This window comes from Pullulanibacillus pueri (assembly GCF_014639255.1).
Lineage (GTDB): Bacteria > Bacillota > Bacilli > Bacillales > Sporolactobacillaceae > Pullulanibacillus > Pullulanibacillus pueri.
The window spans coordinates 269,210-288,660 of record NZ_BMFV01000001.1 but is presented as its reverse complement, the minus strand read 5'-3'; the positions used below and the strand labels follow the sequence as shown (position 1 = coordinate 288,660).

Below are 19,451 nucleotides of genomic sequence, written 5' to 3'. Positions count from 1 at the left end.
TTACTCAGCCCCCTTCTCTGTTTCAATAATTTCCTCTTTATGAATATGGAAGCCATGATCATCTTTCAGTGAATGAATGAGCATGAGCAAGAACATTAGACCGATGCCAATGCCAGCAAAAACCAATGCTCCCATGCCATTTATATCAGCATAGATAAAACCAAAGCTGGCTAATGTTAGAGAAAGTGACATAAGGAAAGGCAGAATAGATGGTGACGGCATATGGATATCCCCTAAAGGTTCTGCCGGTGTTAGCTTTTTATTCCCTTCCATCTTAGCTTTCCATAAAGGATCGATCCCTTTAACTAACGGTGTTTGTGCAAAATTATACTCAGGTGCTGGAGAAGCTATTGACCATTCTAAAGTACGTCCTAGTCCCCAAGCGTCTCCTTTAGCCTTTTTACCCTTTGCCGTAGTAATGACTATATTAATGACTAAGAGAATAGTTGCAATAGCCATACCACTTGCGCCGATACTACTAATCAGGTTTCCAGCTTCGAGTCCTTCACCTTTAAAATATGTAAAGTAACGACGTGGCATACCCATTAAACCTAAAAAGTGTTGTGGGAAGAAGGTAAAATGAAAACCAAAGAAGAAGAACCAAAAAGTGAATTTTCCTAAAGTTTCATTCAAAAACTTCCCGAACATTTTTGGCCACCAATAGAATATAGCGGACAGAAGACCAAAGACTACACCACCCACAATAACATAATGGAAGTGAGCGATAACAAAATAGCTATCATGGTATTGGAAGTCAGCGGCAGGAACGGCAAGCATAACACCGGTCACACCACCCATGACAAACGTTGGAATAAAACCAATGGCAAACAAATTCGCCGTATTAAAATGAATTTGCCCACCCCACATGGTAAACATCCAGTTGAAAATTTTCATTCCGGTTGGGATCGCAATAGCCATTGTAGCGATTGCAAAAATAGAGTTGGCCATCGGTCCTAGCCCTACCGTAAACATATGGTGAACCCAAACCATGAACGCCAAAAAGCCAATGAGAACGGTCGCAAAAACCATTGAGCTATAACCAAACAAACGTTTTTTGGCGAAGGTCGGAATCACCTCTGAAATGACACCAAAAGCCGGAAGTATCAAAATATAAACTTCAGGGTGTCCGAAAATCCAAAAGATATGTTCCCAAATGACCGAGTTCCCGCCATTTGTCGCATTAAAAAAGTTTGCTCCAAAGATTTTGTCAAAGAGTTCGAAAAATAAACCAACAGTTAGCGCTGGGAAAGCAAATAAGATTAGCGCTGAAGTCACTAGTGCTGTCCAAGTAAATAACGGCATGCGCATAAAGGTCATCCCCGGCGCACGCATATTGATAATAGTAACGAGGAAGTTAATCCCACCCATTAGCGTGCCAGCACCTGCTACCTGCAAACCAAGAATATAAAAGTCCATCCCACTGCCCAAATATTCAGATGATAAAGGGGTATATGCTGTCCACCCTCCATCTGGAGCACCACCGAGGAACCAACTTACATTTAAAATTAAACCACCAAGAAAAAATAGCCAAAAGCCCAAGGAATTTAAAAACGGAAACGCAACATCTCGGGCGCCAATTTGTAATGGAACAACAGCATTCATTAAAGCGAAAATCATCGGCATGGCCGCTAGGAAAATCATTGTTGTTCCATGCATGGTAAGTACTTGGTTATAGGCCGAGCCCACTAAAAAGGTATTTTCAGGTACAGCCAATTGAATCCTTATAAGAATCGCTTCGATACCCCCAATGAGAAAGAAGAAGCCCCCCCCACAGAGATATAGAATGCCCACTTTTTTATGATCAAGTGTTGTTAACCACATCCAAAGCCAAGCTAAAAAACCTTGTTTTTGCCTTGGTGAATGCACGTGTGGACTAATCGTTGTCACAGATGTTTACCTCCCTTTTTAAGCAATTATTAATCTTCGACTGATAATGTAAATAAATAATCTGCGATTTGCTTGATTTGATCTTTGGTAAGATTATTATTCACGCCTCGCTTAGGCATTAATGCACCTGGTTTCTCTGCTTGAGGATCCCAGATCCATTTCTCAAGATTTTCCTTATTGTGATCCAGGAAGCCCGCGATATTCTTTCTGTCAGCAAAGTTTTCAAGGTTCGGCGCAATACCTGCATCTTTACTATCCACTGCGTGACAGCTCATACAATTATTTTTAAAGAGTGCTTGACCTTCCTTTGCACTTGCGGTCGTTGGTTCTGAGGCTCCATCCTTCATTGCATTGATCCAAGCCTTGTAATCATCATTGCTAACCGCTTTCACATTAAAGTACATTAAAGCATGCGAAGCACCACAAAGCTCTGCACAACGCCCACTATAAGTACCATTTTCATCAGCTTTTAATCTTAGCTTTGTTGTTTGACCTGGGTTAGCATCAACTTTACCACCTAATGCTGGAACCCAAAAAGAGTGTGTCACGTCTTTAGACGTAATGTTAAAGATAACATTTCTACCTGTTGGAATCACGGCATCCTCTGCAGTCACAACTTTATCATCAGGATACTCAAATTCCCACCAAAATTGGTTGGCTGTGACATTAATGACGACTGCATCTTTCGTCACACTTTTGGATGTTGTGTCAGAAGTAGAAAATGTTTTTGCTACAGTTGGTACCGCTAAAATAGCTAGAAGAATGATAGGGATCACTGTCCAAATAATCTCTAGCACTGCACTTCCTTCAACTTGCCTTGGTATGTACTCCTCTTGACCCTTACGCTTACGGAACTTCACCAATACATAAGTGAAAATAATACCGACAACCAAAACAACAATAATCATAATCGAAAAACTAATGATCATCAGTTTTGCTTGTTCCCTGGCAATTTCACCAAATGGTTCAAGGGCTGAAACGCCATCTTTTCCGCAACCCGATAGTAGCGCCAAAAGCGTAATAAGAGGAAGGAAGCGCAAAACGTGTTGCCAATTCTTCTTCATAAAGGACCCTCTCTTTCTATATCGGAAGTTTAAAAAATATAATAAAAAACAGTTGCCGCCACAAAAAAATAATATAAGTGCATGTTTTAAAGAGACAAAGCTACTTCAAACAAAAAACCCTCATTCTATTTTAAGTGTTAAACGACAACTGTTTAATAAACAACGCTTAGAAAAGGACAGATATGATCATGACAATAAACAGTATAGTCATGTAATTCAAAGAAAAAACAAACATTATGCGTGACCATTTAATAATATCTTTTGTATAAAAACCTGCAATACTTATAATTAACCACGCGATTCCAAGGATTCCTGCAGCAATTAAATAGACAGTTCCTAATTCATATAACATCAATGAAGCAGGAATAAGAGCAGCAACATAAATAATCATTTGCCGTTTGGTTACTTCAAAGCCCGCTACAACAGGAAGCATTGGAATTCCTGCACGACGATATTCTTCGACTCTCTTTAAAGCAAGAGCTAAGAAGTGCGGCGGTTGCCATAAAAACATAAATAAAAACAGTAACCAAGGAACCATACTTGAAAGACTAGGATCTATTGCTGCCCACCCAATAAGTGGTGGGACAGCTCCTGAAACTCCACCAACAATCGTATTTATGGAGTGAGTTCTCTTTAGCCACATAGTATAGATAACAACATAAACAAAGAGTCCAATGAGACCAAAAATCGCGGAAACAGGAGAACCCATGAATAATAAAATGGTTCCTAATGTTGACATGATGATTCCAGCCCATAAGACTTGCCGTGGAATGAGTGTCCCTGTTGCTGAAGGGCGCTCCCTTGTCCTTTCCATTAATTGGTCAATATCTCGATCAATAAAATTATTGAGACAGCAACCTCCAGCAATAACAAGTGCTGCTCCAGCAAGTACCAATATAATTTTAACAAGATTATCTAAAAACAACTGATCAGTTAACTTTAAGGCTAACCATATTCCTGTGAATGTAGTCACGAGGTTAGAATTCACAATTCCTGTCTTGCAAATTTCCAGGAAGTCTTTAAAGGTACCTGTTTTCTTTTTATCAGCTAAATTGGAAGCCGTATCTATAGTTTGAGTTGAATCAAGTGAACTCAACGGTTTTGACATTCCGGTCGCATCCTTTCTAAATCAAAACGCGTTCCGTTTCTAAAACGCGCGGTTCTCCTATCGTGTCTATTTAGATATGTATTCAAAAAGACGCCATTTTCATGTGAAAGAGTATTAAGATAATCACGGGTCGAAAACGGGATACTATACATAACCCACAGTCTTTTTGAACATCCTCTATTATAATAAACGGTCCTATTATTTGAAAACCTAAAAGATTATTTTATTTTTAGCCATAAAATTGTTTCTTCCTGTTCACAAATCAATGACTAGTAGGAGCCCTATTGTGTTAGGATATTATATGAATTGGATAACATAACCTTATTTCATTATATACGAAGTCTATGCCTTTGTATACTTTGCACAAAGTTGACACAAAATCGACAAACTTTCAATTGTTCTATAAAATTGTTGTAAATAGTTTCTCATTTGAGAAGGTGACTTAATGGATCGTGTTTTACGTATTTTAGGTGTCTTAACTTCCCTAGGAATGCTTATTGTCGTTATCATGGGCGCTATTGTAACCAATACCGGCTCTGAATTAGGATGTGGTCATCATTGGCCACTCTGCTACGGCCAAGTCGTTCCAGATACAAGTAATAAAGAAACCTTTATTGAATTTAGCCACAGGGCCGTTTCTGCCTTAGCAGGTTTATTGATTGTAATTTTAAGTGTATGGGCGTGGATTCGTCTTACGAAGGTCAAAGGGGTTAAATTCCTATCCATCTGCTCTGTTTTTTTTGTAGTATTACAAGGTTTATTAGGGGCAGCTGCAGTGATTTGGGATCAATCCTCCATCGTTCTTGCCCTACATTTCGGAATTTCACTCATATCGTTCGCGAGTGTTTTATTGTTAACGGTCATTATATTTGAAGAGACAAAAGCTTCGGGGTCCATCCACCCACGAACAGGAATGGGAATGCGGGTCAATCAAACCCTTTTAATCATTTATACTTATATTGTTGTCTATAGTGGGGCCTTTGTGCGTCATACAGATTCAGCTTTAGGTTGTCCCGATTTCCCACTATGTACTGGTCAGGTCATTCCAGATTTATATAGTCGTGCAGGTGTTCAATTTGGTCACCGAGTACTAGCTGGTATTTTAGCCCTCTGGATATTGATCACATTCCTTTATGCCCTTATCCGATTAAGGCATGAAAGATGGTTATTCTGGGGATCTTTGATCGCTATATTATCTGTGATAGGTCAAGCTACAAGTGGTGTTTTTGTTGTTCTAACACAATTGAACTTAACATTCCTATTACTCCATTCGTTTTTTATTACTTGTTTATTTGGTATCCTAGCGTTTATGACGATGATCGCTTTAAGAAAGCAAACAAAATAATTAAGAGGGTATCCCAAAAGCCTTTGCTTTTTGAGGATGCCCTTCTCTTTTGAATCATTATTTTGATGTAAATAAAGTTGAATTTACACTCTTTTCGCTAGCATCTACGAAACCTTTTAAGAATACTTGGTCTTTATGGGCGCTCTATCCACACCATAATATTCTAGAAACATGATTCTCTACGCGTACTTTTTCTCTGAAAGATTTCCATCCTCCCGCATGTAGAGAGAGCATTCTGTAGCAAAAATCTCCATTTACTTAATGACCTGACATTTCCTTTGTTATCTCTTAAATAAAAAAAGATATATAAAAACTGCAACCCTTTTTTAGGATTGCAGTCTTTTAGTATGCTTAATTCCCACGAAGTTCTATGAGAAGATCTCCGGTTTGAATGGCTTCATTTTCTTTAACAAAGACATTTTCAACAACTCCATCAAACGGCGCTTGAAGTGTCGTTTCCATCTTCATCGCTTCCGTAATAATGATGTGATCGCCCTTTTTCACCTTTTCGCCCTTGTCCACTAATACCTTTATGACTGTCCCTGGCATTGAAGCACCAATTTCACCAGGATTACTCTTATCGGCTTTTCTTTTTACATCTACAGATGCCTCGATCGTATTGTCCTTAATCACAACTTCACGCGGTTGACCATTTAATTCAAAGTAAACGATCCGCGTTCCATCTTTTTGCGGCTGTCCAATCGATACAAGTTTAACAATCAATGTCTTCCCTTGTTCTATTTCGACAGAAACTTCTTCTCCAAGCCTCAAGCCATAAAAGAAAGTTGGTGTATCAAGGACACTGACCTGCCCATATTGTTCAACAATTTGTCTATATTCATTATAGACCTTTGGGTACAGGGCATAAGAGATCATTTCTTTATTTGATGGTGTGCTCCCGTACCTTTCGGTTAAACTCTCTTTAAGCTCATTAAAATCTACGGGTTCTAAACGCTCACCAGGTCGATTGGTAATAGGTTCACGGCCTTTTAGAACAATTCTTTGTAACTCCTTAGGAAAGCCTAGATAAGGTTGACCTAATTTCCCTTCAAAGAACGTAATGACCGAGTCAGGAAAATCAATATCTTCCCCTCTTTCATAAATATCGTCCTCTGTTAAATCATTTTGCACCATAAAGAGAGCCATATCACCAACAACCTTAGAAGAAGGGGTGACTTTAACGATATCGCCAAACATCTGATTCACTGTTGCGTACATCGCTTTAACGTCTTCCCAGCGTTCGCCTAGCCCAACGGCAGAGGCTTGCTGCTGAAGATTAGAGTATTGTCCCCCTGGCATTTCATATTTATAGACTTCTGCATTAGGAGCATTTAAGCCACTTTCAAAAGAAGCATAGTATTTCCGTACACTTTCCCAATAACGACTCACTGCATCTAAGCCGTCGATATTGCTCTTCAAAGGACGCTTATTCCCCTCAAGTGCGTAGTAAAGGCTATTGGCACTGGGTTGTGAGGTCATGCCGGACATTGAAGCTACGGCAGTATCCACAATATCAACACCTGCTTCTACTGCTTTAATATAACTGGCTATCCCATTACCACTGGTATCATGCATATGAAGATGAATCGGCAAATCAACCGTCTCTTTCAATTCACTCACTAAAGCATAGGCGGCTTCCGGCTTGAGTAACCCTGCCATATCCTTAATGGCGATAATATGTGCGCCAGCATGTTCTAATTCCTTCGCCATTTTTTTATAATAGCCTAGATCATATTTCGTCCGAGTTGTGCTAAGGATATCGCCAGTGTAGCAGATTGCTGCCTCAGCAATTTTCCCTGTCTCTCGCACCGCGTCTATAGCAAGCGTCATTCCTTTTAGCCAATTGAGACTATCGAAAATTCGGAACACATCAATCCCTGAGGCTGCAGATTCCTTTACAAAGGCCTTGATCAAATTATCAGGGTAATTCGTATAGCCTACAGCATTTGCTCCTCGTAAAAGCATTTGAAATAGGACATTAGGAATCTTCTCTCTAAGGAGTGTTAAGCGTTCCCATGGATCTTCCTTAAGGAAACGATAGGCGGTATCAAAGGTCGCTCCTCCCCACATTTCTAATGAAAAAGCATTAGAAAGTAACCGGGCAACAGGGTCCGCAACCTTTAAAATATCGGCCGTTCTTACCCGAGTAGCCAATAAACTTTGATGAGCATCACGGAAGGTGGTATCTGTAATAAGAACGTCATTTTGCTTTTTAATCCATTCAATGAGGCCATCGGCGCCCTCTTCCTCTAGAATTTGTTTCGTCCCTCTAGGCGCTGGTTCAGAGAGCTTAATCTTAGGAAGCTGTGGTGAATCAAAGGCCGGCTTTTTAGACTTTTTAATCCCCGGAAAACCATTGACAGTAATTTCTCCTATATAGGTCAACATTTTCGTTCCACGGTTTAAGCTTTCTGGGAAAACAAAAAGCTCTGGTGTGGCGTCGATAAAAGTTGTATCAACCGAACCATTTAAAAACGCTGGATGAGTGACTACATTTTCTAAAAAAGCAATGTTCGTTTTAATGCCTCTAATTCGGAACTCTCTTAAGTTACGAAGCATCTTTGAGGCAGCCGCCTCAAAAGTCAAAGCATAGGTTGAAACCTTGACGAGAAGAGAGTCGTAATGCGGTGTAATAACAGCCCCTTGATAGCCGTTCCCAGCATCAAGTCGCACACCGAAACCGCCACCTGTCCGATAGGCCATAATCTTTCCTGTGTCAGGCATAAATTGGTTCGCAGGATCCTCTGTTGTGACCCGACACTGTATGGCAAAACCGTTGGCCCTAACGTCCTCTTGCTTGGGGATCGAAACAGGAGCGTCAAATAGATTATGTCCTTGAGCAATTAGGATTTGGGATTGAACAATATCCACACCCGTTATCAACTCAGTTATCGTATGTTCCACCTGAACCCGAGGGTTAACCTCTATAAAATAAAATTGCTCATCTGGAGTCACTAAGAACTCCACGGTTCCAGCATTAAGATAGTCCACACTGTCCATCAGTTTTACAGCCGCTTCATGGATGGCCGATCTAACACTGTCACTTAAAAAACGACTCGGCGCAATCTCAACCACTTTTTGGTGACGACGTTGGACTGAACAATCCCTTTCCAAAAGGTGTACGGTATTCCCTTCGGAATCTGCAAGGATTTGGACTTCAATATGTCTTGGTTTTTCCAAGTATTTTTCAACATAAATATCGTCTTGACCAAAGGTGGCTTTTGCTTCGGATTTAGCTCGTTCATAAGCATCCTTGAGCCCTTGTTTACTTCTAACAATACGCATACCACGTCCACCACCACCGAGGACGGCTTTGATCATGACAGGGAATCCATGCTCATCAGCAAATTGTTGGGCCTCTTCTAATGTTTGAACTGGACCATCAGTCCCTGGAACAACAGGGATATTAGCGTTAATTGCTGCTTCTCTTGCCTTTGCTTTATCACCAAAAACCTCTAAGTGTTCCACTTTAGGACCAATAAAGACAATACCTTCCTCTTGGCACCGGCGCGCAAATTCTGCATTTTCAGACAAAAAACCGTAGCCAGGATGGATCGCATCCACATCATTGGCTTTGGCGATTTCAAGGATCCCTTCAATATCAAGATAGGCATCTATTGGTTTCTTCCCTTTACCTACGAGATAGGCCTCATCCGCTTTATACCGATGATAAGAACCCGAATCCTCTGTTGAATAAATCGCAACAGTGCGTATATTTAATTCTGTACACGCTCGAAAAATACGAATGGCAATTTCACCGCGGTTAGCGACTAATATTTTATTGATGTTTTTGTTCTCCATTTAGCAGTCTCCTCTTCATTCACTTGTTCTTTTATTTTGACAAATCCTGATAGGTTAACAACAATGCCTACTGAAAACATCATCATAACGAGTGACGAACCACCATAACTAATAAAAGGCAGCGTAACCCCTGTTATTGGTAGTAACCCTGTGACAACGCCCAAATTAATAAAGGTTTGGATAGCCATAAAACTACCAATTCCAATCGCGAGCAAGCTTCCGAAAACATCTTGACAACGGATGCCAATGTATATGCTTTTAGTCACCAAATAAGCTAAACAAATAATAACAAAGAGTACACCGATAAGTCCGAGTTCCTCGGCTGTAATCGACATTATAAAATCGGTTTGTGGTTCAGGTAAATAGCCTGTCTTTTCAATACTTTCTCCAAGCCCTTTTCCTGTAAATCCACCAGAAGCGATGGCTATGTAAGAATTAATAAGCTGCAAGCCTGTACTTTGGCTGATTTTTGGATCAAAAGGATGGTATGCACCCGCAAAACGTCCGGATTGAACATCTGATAAGGAAGTAAAGAAAATAATCGAAAGCGCCACACATGCTAATCCCAACAGCATGAGAATGTGTTTCACACGAATCCCTGAACAAAGAATCATCGTTCCAGAAATACCAGCAATGATCATTGCACTTCCCAAATCAGGCTGAATCGCAATTAATAGAAACACTAAGGAAATCATAATGAGCGGTGGCAAAACACTTGATTTAAAATCTGATATTTGATTTTGCTTATTAGAGAATACTGAAGCTAAATAAATAATAACGGATAGCTTAGCGATTTCAGCAGGTTGAACCGAGAAAGGACCAATATCAAACCAAGATTGCGCATGGTTGGCGACCGTTCCAACTAATAATACCAATACTAAAAGAAAGAGCGTAATAAAGATAATAGGTTTTACAAGTGCTTTATACATCTTATAAGGGAGGATCATGCCGCAAAGTAAAGCTATGATTGCAATGAATACCCAGAAAAGTTGTTTGATAAAAAAATAGTTTGCTGGGTGATTAGCATTTAAAGATACCGCTACACTTGCACTATAAACCATCACAACGCCAAAGCCTGTAAGTAAAAGAGCCACAACTATTAAACTGTAATCGTAATGCTTAAATAATTTTTGAATCATCGCTTCGTCCATCCTATTCCAATGTTGCTTGTCTACTCTATGTTCGCTTTCAAGGTGAACTTTTCCTGCTAGTTCTTATTATATAAAAGAATTCAAACAAATTAAAGAAAAAACTCAAGCGATCCTTATGATCGTTTGAGTTTAGTCATTCTAAAGAGATCATTGTATGAACAGACCATCATCCTTCAATCTCATGATATCTAAAAAGACTGAAAGAAAATGAACAGCGCCCTGTCCATCAAACTTTCATTTCATTCAATAGAAGATTAAATAGAAAAATTCAACTTTATTTTTCGCGCGTAACAGCATCGTGAAGTGTTGATAACTGCCTCTCCAATGACTCAAGCAATTCCTTGGCGTCCTTCTCTTCGACCAACCCTAGACGAATAGCGAAATCAATTTCTCTAGAAAGGCCGAACATTTGTGTATCTAGAACTTCCTCATATAGAGGACATTGTGGCATGGTTAAATTATCCATTTGCACTTCTATAAGTTTTAGGATCTTGTGAGCGTCGCTTTTGAGCACTTGGTAGGCTTTCTCACGGTGACCCGCTTCGATTTCGGTCGACAATAGGATCCCCTCCGTTTGATTCACCATCCTAACTCACATATTAGCTTTAAAAGCTATAAAAAGCAAGAGGAGAGTGGTATAGGTTTATACAATTTTTTAGATTTAAAGCTATTTTTCTCCTCAAAAATCATTTTTTAGCGCTCCAGAATTAGAATGTGTGACAAAATACTTTATACCTTTTATACTAGAATCAGTACGTCCAAAATAATCTTTCCCTTTTGCCGTCAGATTACGGTATGAAAGGTCTTAACATGAGAGAAGGTTTAAAAATGCCAGAAATAGTTACCATTACAGGATTAGTTTCTTTTCCATTAACATTGGACCCAAGTAGTTGGATTTTTGATGACAGAAAAATTGATATTGATGATTTCTTTAGCAATGATTTTGACCTCGATGAATTTCTTGAAGCGCAAAAAGATGAACGCGCGGGAGCAGCGATTCCGAGACTAGCTAAAGGTCAAAGAAAGTATAAAAAACAAGAATGGCTCACTCGTTCCTTCGCAATCCCCGTCAAAATTTTTATCGAAAATTCAGAACCAAAGAACGAGGCAACGCAAGTGACTTTTTCACTACAAAATGGCGAAAAAGCGATTGTTTCACTCGAAGATGCAAAATCAGGTGTTTTTGCATTCAGTATTAACGGCAGAATCATTGAGGAGGATGGCCCTCTCCATTTTTATTTCCAGGATCCTAGTATGAAAGATAAAGCCATTAAAGGCATTACCTCCATTATTGTGGAATGATCTTGGATAACCCCAACCTTATCAAACATTTGATAAGGTTTTTTCTTGTTCAATTTCACAAGATATCTGCCGCCAACTGTGCGAGCGTTGATCGCTCTCCTTTCATCAACTTGACATGTCCACTAATCTCCAAATCTTTCATTTTCTCAACAACGTATGTTAGCCCATTATTATACTCATCTAGGTAAGGGTGGTCGACTTGCTGAGGATCTCCTACTAAGATGATTTTTGTTCCCTCTCCCACTCGAGTAAGAATTGTTTTTACTTCATGCTTGGTCAAGTTTTGTGCCTCATCAATAATAATAAACTGCTCTGGGAGACTTCTCCCACGAATAAAGGTTAAAGCTTCAACCTGGATAGAACTCATCCCTGAAAGGATATTTTCTATTTCTCCTTTTCTTTTTGTATTAAATAGATACTCAAGATTATCGTAAATAGGCTGTAACCAAGGTTTTAATTTTTCTTCCTTTTCGCCTGGTAAATACCCTAAATCCTTTCCGACTGGAACAATAGGACGAACAATAAGCATTTTTTGATACTCTTGTAAATCCTCTGTTTGTAACAGCCCTGCTGCTAATGTCAGCAACGTTTTACCTGTTCCAGCTTTTCCTACTAATGTCACAAGTTCAATTTCATTTCTTTGCAACAGCTCTAATGCCATTACTTGTTGGGCATTTTTGGCTTTAATTCCCCAGACTGAGTCATTTCCAAATCTACAGGGGGTGATCATTTTTGCATGCTCATCTGTGATACCTAACGCAGACGATTGATTCGTAAAAGTTTTCAATATGACAAACTCTCGAGGGTAGAGCGGTCCACATTTCAAGGCAAGAACAGGCAGTGCTTTGTCTTGGTAAAATTGATTCATCAGCTCTTCATCAACTTCAATTTCCTTATAACCGGTATATATGTCATCGTTATTGATCACACGATCACTCAAAAAGTCCTCTGCGGGAAGGCCTAACGCATCTGCCTTTACTCTCACCAGAACATCCTTACTGACAATGATGACCGGTTTAGGATCCGCTTTTTCCTGTTCTTCTCTATGGAGATTTAGAGCTACAGCTAAAATACGATTATCATTTGTCCTTTCAATAAACGTCTCCTTAAGATATTGAAAAGAACGGTGATTAAGCTCTACCCACAGGTGACCTCCCGTTTCCAAAGGAATTTTTTCATGAAGTCTGCCTTTCTCTCTTAAATCATCAATTAACCGCGAAACGTGACGTGCATGTTTGCCAATTTCATCCATATTTCTCTTTTTCGAATCAATTTCCTCAAGGACAACTGCTGGAATGACAATATCGTTATCCTCAAAAGCAAATAATGCGTATGGATCTTGCAAGAGCACGTTGGTATCAAGGACATATATCTTGGTCAAGATGACGCCTCCTGTGCTTTAAGCTTATCTCTATTTTGTATTTCTAACACCAATATATGTGAAGGTGTATAAAGTTAGACGGCCATGAAGAAAATAAAGAAAACTTGCTGATTGGCGAGCCTTGGTAAAGGCGATGACAGAAGCCTAGTTGCACTTATGCTGGACACTTTTTTCTCTCTTTCAATCAGCGAAAAGAAAACTTGCTGATTGGCGAGCCTTGGTAAAGGCGATGACAGAAGCCTAGTTGCACTTATGCTGGACACTGATTTCTCTCTTTCAATCAACGAAAAGAAAACTTGCTGATTGGCGAGCCTTGGTAAAGGCGATGACAGAAGCTTAGTTGCACTTATGCTGGACACTTTTTTCTCTCTTTCAACCAGCGAAAAGAAAACTTGCTGATTGGCGAGCCTTGGTAAAGGCAATGACAGAAGCTTAGTTGCATGCTGGACACTTTTTTCTCACTTTCAACCAGCGAAAAGAAACTTACTAAAAGATCCATCATCCTTAATCCAAAAGAAAAAGGAGGAGTATAACCATGTTTAAAAAGGGATTAGCCATTGTGACATGTCTATTCGTATTAAGCGGATGTACGGCTGGACAAAAAAATCAAGGGGCCGATGAAAATCAAAATATCCACATAAGTGAAGTCAAACAAACGGTTGACAATAAACAAAAGAATTTGAACGGAAAACAGGTGGCAAGGAGATTGGTCAATATTGCTACACGGATCCCCGATGTTCATGATGCAACAGCCATTGTTGCTGGTGACTATGCAGTTGTTGGTATAGATATTGATAAAGATTTAGACCGAACTAAGGCTGGTAATATCAAAAACTCAGTAACAGAAGCTCTCACCAAAGATCCTTATGGAGCCAACGCAATTGTGACAAGTGATCCGGATATAATTCAGCGTTTAAAAAACATGGGTGCTGAAATACGGAAAGGAAAACCGCTATCAGGGATTGCAGGAGAATTAGCTTTAATAGTTGAGCGTCTCGTCCCTGAAGTGCCGAATAAAGTCATACCCGATAAAAACGAAACAAATGATCAAAACAAAATTGATCAATCTAATAAAAATAACCAAAAGAATGTTAACCCTAAGATAAATGAAAAGCCAAAGAATCAGGTCCAATAAATTTGAATCGATCGGGATTTTTGCCCTTCCCCACTGATTGTTAGTGGAACCCATTAGGAGTTAGCAGTTACTCTCACTTAAATAGCTTTGTATCATCGCCTATTTTTGAAGTGGGGGTCTCACGGACAGTTGAACCGGGATAAACCTTCCTGAACGTCCTTCCTTTCTTTATAAGGAAATAAAAGCACTTGCTCTAGCACAGGCTTTTCTGCTAGTCTTTAGTTAAGGGTGGTGAGACTATGCAGGTGACCTGTGCTATTTGTGAAAAAGAAGAAGAAATTAATGATCAATCTGCTATTGCCAAAAGAATTCGCAATCGCCCAATCCATACCTATTTATGTAAAACATGCAATGAACGAATAAAAGTACGCACTATAGAACGTTGGGAGACAGGAAAATTTAAGCTTTATCAAAAAAAAGAAGTCGAAGAAAACTGGTAAGGATTCTTACTTACCAATGCCTATGTTTATAGAGGGAAAAAGCTGTCAAACACACATTGACAGCTTTTTTATTATTTTATAACGTCAGAGAATTTATAACTAAGTGGAAGACCTTATAAGGGCAACTTTGGCTTTCGCTATTAAGCCTGGCAACACCTTAGTGGTAAGTGCAAAAGCATGAAATCAAGCTGTACTTAGCCAAAGCGGTTAATACCAAAAGGCACCGTCGGCACCATATGAATTGGAGCGGAAGACGCGAGATTTGGAACTCTTCAACAAAGTGTATTCCTCAGCGCACTGACTCACAGGCGCCTAAACTGGAGTCCTTCAGAAATTGCAACCAGCGGACTTCACAAATGCACTTCGAGTTGTTCCGAAGAAGCTTACTACGAACCCAAGCTAGTAAACGCAAGAATAAGGATTTTTAGTCAAATATTTTGGAACACCATTCAACCCTCCCAAAATAGCTGAGGCTACTAAGGACGATCGGTTAAAATCGTCACGTCCGTGTGACATCGCCGAAGCTAGCACCTCAGTCACCCCAAAAAGTAAAGAACACTTTTCGGGGACCCCGACTACCACCCCAAAAAGTAAAGAACACTTTTCGGGGACCCCGACTACCACATCAAAAAATCATAAAAACACGATTTTTTTCGAGGATTATTCTCTTGCAGCTTTCCTTAGTCCTGTGGAAATGAGGAAAGCGAGCGTTCTGAGGCGGAACTTCACATCGTCCTAATGACCAGAATACATTCCATTCCTATGTAAAAAACTGTGGATCCTCCACTTATAAGAGTTTCCACAGTTTTTAATGAGAAAAACAAGCCCTTTGACCAATTTCAGGTTAACACTCCGAGAGAAAGGGTCAGTTATGCGCCTTTGCTACTTTGTTCTTTTTTCTTCGTGCTTTTTAACCTTAACTTATAAATAACCAATACAATCGCGGCAATAAATAATGCTCCAACAATGGGCAATTGCAAAGAAAGAACGGCTAAAATTAAGCAACCTATAAGAAGCATGAAATAGATAATGATCGATTTGATCATCGGTAACTTTTTTGCAAAACCTAGTTTGTAAACAATAATGGACAAAAATACAATGGTAAGGTAAAGATAGAACATCGCATAATGACTTGTCCATGAATGATCAAAAAGGAATTGTGCATAACCAGAAAGCTTCACTGATCCTTCAGCGGAACCCACAGGGCCACCCCCCTATTATTTCGAGCCGACTTTTTTGCGCTTTTCAGCTTTTTCCCGTTCATTCTTATTTAGATACTTCTTCCTAAGTCTGATGTTTTCTGGGGTGATTTCGCAATACTCATCGTCATCTAAATAAGAGAGTGCATCCTCTAATGATAAAATTCTTGGTGACTTTAATGTTACCGTTTGATCTTTCGTGGCCGAACGCACGTTAGTTTGATGCTTCGTTTTCGTGACGTTAACTGTAAGATCATTTTCTCTTGTATGCTCACCAACAATCATACCTTCATACACTTGAGTACCCGGCTCTATAAACATTGTACCACGATCTTCTAATTGCATCATACCATAAGCAGACGCTTGACCGGTTTCCATAGCCACAAGTACACCTTGTCTTCTTCCACCAATTGCTTCTTTAATTACAGGACGGTAATGATCGAAAGTATGGTTCATGATTCCATACCCACGTGTTTCCGTTAAAAAGTCACGACGATAGCCGATAAGACCACGTGAAGGAGCAATAAATTCAAGCTTGAAATGCCCATCAGATTGCTGTTCCATATTTTGCAGTTCAGCTTTTCTGATCCCCATGGACTCGATGACTGATCCCGAATAATCTCCAGGAACATCGATATGCACACGCTCATATGGTTCTGAAAGAACACCATCAATTTCTTTTACAATTACACTTGGTTTTGAAACAGCAAGTTCATAACCTTCACGACGCATATTTTCAATTAAAATCGAAAGGTGAAGCTCACCACGTCCAGAAACCACCCATTTATCCGGAGAGTCTGTCATTTCAACGCGAAGGCTAACATCTCTTTCAAGTTCAGCCAACAATCTTTCTTCTAACTTCCGACTAGTGACATGTTGGCCTTCACGGCCCGCAAAAGGACTGGTATTGGCTAAGAATGTCATCTGTAAAGTTGGCTCATCAATGGTTAACAAAGGAAGAGGATCCACATGGCCTGCGGTGTTAATGGTTTCACCAATATTGATATCCTCAACACCAGAAATTGCAATCAAATCCCCCGCTTTGGCTTCATCGATTTCTTCTCTTTTCAACCCAAAGAACCCAAAGATTTTCGTAATTCTAAACGCCTTTTGACTGCCATCTGTTTTAACAAGGACTGCCTGTTGACCCACTTTGATTGAACCACGGAAGATACGTCCAATTCCAATACGTCCAACATAGTCATTATAATCAAGCATTGTGACTTGGAACTGTAAAGGCTCATCAGAATTATCAACAGGGGCAGGAACATGTTCTAAAATAATATCAAATATTACAGACATATCTTTCGTAACATCTTCGGGATCCGTGCCTGCAACCCCATTGACTGCTGAAGCATAAACAACTGGAAACTCTAATTGATCATCGTCTGCTCCTAAATCTATAAAGAGTTCAAGCACTTCATCTATAACAGCTTCAGGGCGAGCCATTGGCTTGTCGATTTTATTGACGACAACAATGGGCTTAAGCTTGGCTTCAAGCGCTTTTTTCAATACAAAACGTGTTTGTGGCATGACCCCTTCATAAGCATCAACAAGAAGAAGGACACCATCAACCATCTTCATAATGCGTTCAACCTCACCACCGAAGTCGGCGTGTCCAGGTGTGTCCACCACATTAATGCGATTGCCGTTATAAGCAAGGCTTGTATTTTTGGCTAGAATCGTGATCCCACGTTCACGTTCTAGATCATTTCTATCCATTGCGCGTTCACTGACATGCTCATTCTCTCTAAATGTCCCCGATTGACGAAGCATTTGATCGACGAGCGTTGTTTTACCATGGTCGACGTGAGCGATAATGGCAATATTTCTTAGTTCTTCTCTTTTATTCATAATCGTAACTCCTCATAAATTGATACGAATGTTATCGCATAATCCTGTAAATTATTACGTACAAAAATCAAACTTCTTTATTATAACACATGGTGCCCAAATTCCCTAAACTTATTTTAGCAATCCTTCATAAAATCATGCAAATCGCTTAACACTGCTACTTCCACGTGATTTTTACTAAAGGTCTTTCCCTTTTTATCCAAAGTGCGCTAAAATAGCATTTGGAGGCGGTATACGATGAATATTTTATTTTTTCTACTTGCAGTACTCACAGTAGCCAGCCTTGTGGCGATTGGATATGGCATTGCTGTCGCTAGCCCACTTTTTACTATCCTTTCGATTGTTGGCGTGTTTGTCTTTATGGGCGTTGGCTTTACACTTAAAAGCAAATTAAGACAACAAAATTAATCTCTTAGGACGACGTTGCGATGACGTCGTTCTATTTTTTTTCAACATACTTTCCTTCTGCTATCCCCGACTGTATATATTGCAGCATTTCCTGGTGAACACCTTTCTTACCAATTAAAATGGAATTCTGTTTAAGTAACTCCAGTGGGCTGCCATCGACCTGAGAAACACGTCCCCCCACTTCATCAATCAAAATCAAGCCGGCACCGATATCCCATGGGGCTAAACGCATCGATAAATAACCGTCTAATATGCCATTTGCAATGTAAGCAAGTTCAATAGCCGCAGAACCATATGACCGAGTGCCACGGGTGTGCTCAGCAATAGAGCGAACAATCTCTGGATTGATCCGCCTGTTTTTACTCAACCAAGTCCCATTAATGGCCACTACAGAGGTTTTAAGTTCCCCGTCTTCTAGGGGGCGCATTTTTTCTTTATTTATAAATGCCCCTTGTCCTTTAACACAGTGATAAATATCTCCAGCAATGACATCATAGATCACTGCAACCTTCCCTACACCCTCTTCATAAATGCCAATAGAAATTGCAAAATGCCTTTTCTGGTGAACAAAGTTCATCGTGCCATCAATCGGATCAATGAACCACAGAATGCCCTCAGTCGTTTGCACCTCGTCTCCAAAGCCTTCTTCTGAGACAATGCGATGACCTGGAAAATGGCTACGGACTTTATCAATAAAATACTGCTCCGTTTGCTTATCCATATTTGTGACGAGATCATCTGGTGATGATTTAGACTCCACATTTAAATGACCGTTTACCGCTTTCTTTAAGATGTCTCCAGCTTCTTGAACCCACTCTATGACTTGGTCTCGAACCTGACCCCAATCTAATGCCTCTGCCATACGCACATACTCCTTTTCTAGAAACTGATTTCCTTTATTATGACACATAAGAGCGTGATCTTTACATTTTTAGACCTTGATGATTTAAGATCATCAATATCGAATAACGTCAAACGCTTTCGTCAAACCTGAATAATAAGAGACCCCCTATCACTAGAGAGTCTCTCATCGAACCATTATACCAAAATCATGATTATGCTTCTAATCTTATGAGCTCTTGTCTAAGCTTGGTTAAACGTTCTTTACATCTCTTTTCTTCATTTTCATCTTGATTGACCATTGCGTCGTGTAGTGTTGCCAGTTCATAATCAATCTCTAAGCGTAAAACCGGGATACGCTTCTCGGCATCTGTTCTCTTTAAAGTTTGAATCACTTGTTTCATGGAACCTACACTTCCTTTCTGGGGAATGGTCGATGGCTAACCAACAGGGTTTCACTTAGTTAAAAATTTGGATAGTTCACATTTTCTTATCCGTTCATTCACTTAAAATACTCATCATTTAACAGGTACTCG

The 19,451-nt window shown here is 39.8% G+C and carries 17 protein-coding genes; 5 read left to right on the top strand and 12 right to left on the bottom strand.

From position 1 onward, the window contains the following. From ctaD to cyoE, 3 genes are all read right to left on the bottom strand, one after another. A complete protein-coding gene (ctaD, locus tag IEV91_RS01250) occupies positions 1–1,866 on the bottom strand; it encodes a cytochrome c oxidase subunit I (RefSeq protein WP_188495471.1) in 1,866 nt (621 codons plus the stop codon). 50 nt (positions 1,867–1,916) lie between these two features. Next, the gene (gene coxB / locus IEV91_RS01245) at positions 1,917–2,951 is read right to left on the bottom strand and encodes a cytochrome c oxidase subunit II (RefSeq protein WP_188495237.1); all 1,035 of its coding nucleotides are present in this window, start codon (positions 2,949–2,951) and stop codon (positions 1,917–1,919) included. 166 nt (positions 2,952–3,117) lie between these two features. Then, positions 3,118–4,059, bottom strand: coding sequence for a heme o synthase (gene cyoE, locus IEV91_RS01240; RefSeq protein WP_188495235.1), 942 nt, complete (start codon positions 4,057–4,059; stop codon positions 3,118–3,120). A 445-nt stretch (positions 4,060–4,504) separates the two neighbouring features. Between cyoE and IEV91_RS01235 the strand changes: the two genes are divergently transcribed. After that, the gene (locus IEV91_RS01235) at positions 4,505–5,404 is read left to right on the top strand and encodes a COX15/CtaA family protein (protein ID WP_188495233.1); all 900 of its coding nucleotides are present in this window, start codon (positions 4,505–4,507) and stop codon (positions 5,402–5,404) included. Positions 5,405–5,755: 351 nt separating this feature from the next. Here the strand turns inward: IEV91_RS01235 and pyc are convergent, their stop codons facing one another. The 3 genes from pyc to IEV91_RS01220 form a co-directional block, all read right to left on the bottom strand. Further along, positions 5,756–9,205, bottom strand: a complete 3,450-nt coding sequence (pyc, locus tag IEV91_RS01230; protein WP_188495231.1) for a pyruvate carboxylase — start codon at positions 9,203–9,205, stop codon at positions 5,756–5,758. After that, positions 9,175–10,344: a putative lipid II flippase FtsW gene (ftsW, locus tag IEV91_RS01225; RefSeq protein WP_229745340.1), complete on the bottom strand. Its 1,170-nt coding sequence runs from the start codon at positions 10,342–10,344 to the stop codon at positions 9,175–9,177. Before ftsW ends, pyc begins: the two co-directional genes overlap by 31 nt. A 286-nt stretch (positions 10,345–10,630) precedes the next feature. Next, the gene (locus tag IEV91_RS01220; RefSeq protein WP_373284382.1) at positions 10,631–10,942 is read right to left on the bottom strand and encodes an Fpa/YlaN family protein; all 312 of its coding nucleotides are present in this window, start codon (positions 10,940–10,942) and stop codon (positions 10,631–10,633) included. A gap of 242 nt (positions 10,943–11,184) precedes the next feature. Here IEV91_RS01220 and IEV91_RS01215 point away from each other — a divergent pair, with 242 nt between their 5' ends. Continuing rightward, the gene (locus IEV91_RS01215) at positions 11,185–11,658 is read left to right on the top strand and encodes a peptidyl-prolyl cis-trans isomerase (protein WP_188495229.1); all 474 of its coding nucleotides are present in this window, start codon (positions 11,185–11,187) and stop codon (positions 11,656–11,658) included. A gap of 55 nt (positions 11,659–11,713) precedes the next feature. On the opposite strand, the gene IEV91_RS01210 is transcribed toward IEV91_RS01215, so the two are convergent. Together IEV91_RS01210 and IEV91_RS01205 are read right to left on the bottom strand one after the other, a co-directional pair. Next, complete coding sequence (locus IEV91_RS01210; protein WP_239540811.1) at positions 11,714–13,039, bottom strand: PhoH family protein; 1,326 nt, start codon at positions 13,037–13,039, stop codon at positions 11,714–11,716. Positions 13,040–13,113: 74 nt separating this feature from the next. After that, entirely contained in the window at positions 13,114–13,398 is a 285-nt protein-coding gene (locus tag IEV91_RS01205; protein WP_188495228.1) for a hypothetical protein, read from the bottom strand. 176 nt (positions 13,399–13,574) lie between these two features. Between IEV91_RS01205 and IEV91_RS01200 the strand changes: the two genes are divergently transcribed. Next, the gene (locus IEV91_RS01200) at positions 13,575–14,174 is read left to right on the top strand and encodes a YhcN/YlaJ family sporulation lipoprotein (protein WP_188495227.1); all 600 of its coding nucleotides are present in this window, start codon (positions 13,575–13,577) and stop codon (positions 14,172–14,174) included. A gap of 239 nt (positions 14,175–14,413) precedes the next feature. Continuing rightward, entirely contained in the window at positions 14,414–14,614 is a 201-nt protein-coding gene (locus IEV91_RS01195; protein ID WP_188495226.1) for a YlaI family protein, read from the top strand. A gap of 869 nt (positions 14,615–15,483) precedes the next feature. On the opposite strand, the gene IEV91_RS01190 is transcribed toward IEV91_RS01195, so the two are convergent. Next, positions 15,484–15,816 (bottom strand): YlaH-like family protein, encoded by a 333-nt coding sequence (locus IEV91_RS01190; RefSeq protein ID WP_229745339.1) that lies wholly within the window; start codon positions 15,814–15,816, stop codon positions 15,484–15,486. A gap of 15 nt (positions 15,817–15,831) precedes the next feature. After that, positions 15,832–17,667: a translational GTPase TypA gene (gene typA, locus IEV91_RS01185; protein ID WP_239540809.1), complete on the bottom strand. Its 1,836-nt coding sequence runs from the start codon at positions 17,665–17,667 to the stop codon at positions 15,832–15,834. 237 nt (positions 17,668–17,904) lie between these two features. On the opposite strand from typA, the gene IEV91_RS01180 reads away from it, so the two are divergent. Next, positions 17,905–18,075, top strand: coding sequence for a DUF5325 family protein (locus IEV91_RS01180; RefSeq protein WP_188495225.1), 171 nt, complete (start codon positions 17,905–17,907; stop codon positions 18,073–18,075). Positions 18,076–18,106: 31 nt separating this feature from the next. Here the strand turns inward: IEV91_RS01180 and IEV91_RS01175 are convergent, their stop codons facing one another. Then, the gene (locus IEV91_RS01175) at positions 18,107–18,937 is read right to left on the bottom strand and encodes an inositol monophosphatase family protein (protein WP_188495223.1); all 831 of its coding nucleotides are present in this window, start codon (positions 18,935–18,937) and stop codon (positions 18,107–18,109) included. Positions 18,938–19,130: 193 nt separating this feature from the next. After that, positions 19,131–19,319 carry a YkzI domain-containing protein gene (locus IEV91_RS01170; RefSeq protein WP_188495221.1) on the bottom strand — a complete coding sequence of 63 codons (189 nt, stop codon included), beginning with the start codon at positions 19,317–19,319 and terminating at the stop codon, positions 19,131–19,133. Positions 19,320–19,451 lie beyond the last annotated feature (132 nt).

Excerpts from the sequence above, each read along its gene's own strand:
- IEV91_RS01215 (WP_188495229.1), top strand. The coding sequence starts at position 11,185 with ATGCCAGAAATAGTTACCATTACAGGATTAGTTTCTTTTCCATTAACA.
- IEV91_RS01220 (WP_373284382.1), bottom strand. The coding sequence starts at position 10,942 with ATGGTGAATCAAACGGAGGGGATCCTATTGTCGACCGAAATCGAAGCG.
- IEV91_RS01180 (WP_188495225.1), top strand. The coding sequence starts at position 17,905 with ATGAATATTTTATTTTTTCTACTTGCAGTACTCACAGTAGCCAGCCTT.
- pyc (WP_188495231.1), bottom strand. The coding sequence starts at position 9,205 with ATGGAGAACAAAAACATCAATAAAATATTAGTCGCTAACCGCGGTGAA.
- IEV91_RS01170 (WP_188495221.1), bottom strand. The coding sequence starts at position 19,319 with ATGAAACAAGTGATTCAAACTTTAAAGAGAACAGATGCCGAGAAGCGT.
- IEV91_RS01195 (WP_188495226.1), top strand. The coding sequence starts at position 14,414 with ATGCAGGTGACCTGTGCTATTTGTGAAAAAGAAGAAGAAATTAATGAT.
- coxB (WP_188495237.1), bottom strand. The coding sequence starts at position 2,951 with ATGAAGAAGAATTGGCAACACGTTTTGCGCTTCCTTCCTCTTATTACG.
- ftsW (WP_229745340.1), bottom strand. The coding sequence starts at position 10,344 with ATGATTCAAAAATTATTTAAGCATTACGATTACAGTTTAATAGTTGTG.
- IEV91_RS01235 (WP_188495233.1), top strand. The coding sequence starts at position 4,505 with ATGGATCGTGTTTTACGTATTTTAGGTGTCTTAACTTCCCTAGGAATG.
- IEV91_RS01200 (WP_188495227.1), top strand. The coding sequence starts at position 13,575 with ATGTTTAAAAAGGGATTAGCCATTGTGACATGTCTATTCGTATTAAGC.
- typA (WP_239540809.1), bottom strand. The coding sequence starts at position 17,667 with ATGAATAAAAGAGAAGAACTAAGAAATATTGCCATTATCGCTCACGTC.
- IEV91_RS01175 (WP_188495223.1), bottom strand. The coding sequence starts at position 18,937 with ATGGCAGAGGCATTAGATTGGGGTCAGGTTCGAGACCAAGTCATAGAG.
- cyoE (WP_188495235.1), bottom strand. The coding sequence starts at position 4,059 with ATGTCAAAACCGTTGAGTTCACTTGATTCAACTCAAACTATAGATACG.